The 1,162-nt window shown below is 72.7% G+C and carries 1 protein-coding gene; it reads left to right on the top strand.

What is annotated here, in order from left to right:
* Positions 1–600 precede the first annotated feature (600 nt).
* Positions 601–1,020: a protein-tyrosine phosphatase family protein gene (locus tag ABZU52_RS32455; protein ID WP_354974723.1), complete on the top strand. Its 420-nt coding sequence runs from the start codon at positions 601–603 to the stop codon at positions 1,018–1,020.
* Positions 1,021–1,162 lie beyond the last annotated feature (142 nt).

The following is a 1,162-nucleotide window of genomic DNA, read 5'->3' as shown; positions in this document are numbered from 1 at the left end:
CCGCCCCGGCCCGCGGGCCGCCACCCGCAACCCGGGGTGCCGGCCAGCGGCGTTTCTGCTGTCACCGATCGTCGAACGCCACCGAACTGGCCCCAACCGAGGCGGATGGCGTCGACCAACCGACTTCGCCCGCAGATCTTGGACACTTTCCGTTCCGCGCGAGTTCCGTGCTAACGGAAACTGTCCAAGATCTCGCTGGACAGGGCCGAAGCGCGGCGATGGTGTCTGTCGTGGTCGTGAGGCAATCCACGGGGCAGCGACGGGACCCAGCGGAACGGCAAGGCGTTGCGGCCGGCCGTTGCCATGGAACGTTGCGACCGACGGCGACGGCGACGGGTCGGCCGTGTGGTCGGATGGGCAGACGCCCCGGGAGGCGGGGAACAACGTCGGGGGCGGGCTGGTTGTGGACAGTGTCGGTGTGACTCAGTGTCCCCGGGCCTCACCTAATATTGCCTTCGCGGAATACCGTTCGGCTGGAGCCGCGTCGTGCCACTCGCCGAGAGGCGACCTGCACACCGACACCAGCGCTGCCCCCGGCCGATCGGCCGGGGGCAGCGCTGTCTGTGCTCATTTGTCAGAGCGTGGCGGCACAATGTCCGGGTGACTGACGCGCTGCCGTGGGCTGAGCAGTCGGGCGTACTCGTACTCCCTAGCGGGGCGACGGTGCGCGGACGCCGCATCGCTGCCACGACCTCGTCCGCCGACTTCGCCGTGCTGCTGGCCCCTGGTCCGGAACCGGCCTGGCCGCACCGGCGGATCCGGTGGCCCGACTTTTGGGTGCCGCTCGACCGCGCCGAAGCCCTCGACGCCCTGCGGGAGGCGCTGCGGCGGGCGCACGACGGTGAACGCGTCGAGGTCGCCTGTCGGGGTGGGGTGGGTCGCACCGGAACGGCCCTGGCCGCGCTGGCGATCCTCGACGGCCTGCCGGTGGAGCGGGCGGTGCCGTGGGTTCGGGCCGGCTACCACCCGAAGGCGGTGGAGACCCCCTGGCAGCGGCGCTGGCTGCGCCGCGTCAGCTGAGCGACGCCACAGGCGCCGGCCAGGTCACCGCCGCTCGTACCGACCGCCCCGCACCGTCAGCCGACCGCCCGCAGGCGCCCACCGGCGCCGTTGGCACTCGCCGGCCCACCGCCGCCGCTGACGCCCGCCAAACCACCGCCAC

This window comes from Micromonospora sp. NPDC005220 (assembly GCF_040607895.1).
Lineage (GTDB): Bacteria > Actinomycetota > Actinomycetes > Mycobacteriales > Micromonosporaceae > Micromonospora.
This window is presented reverse-complemented; position numbering and strand designations above follow the sequence as displayed.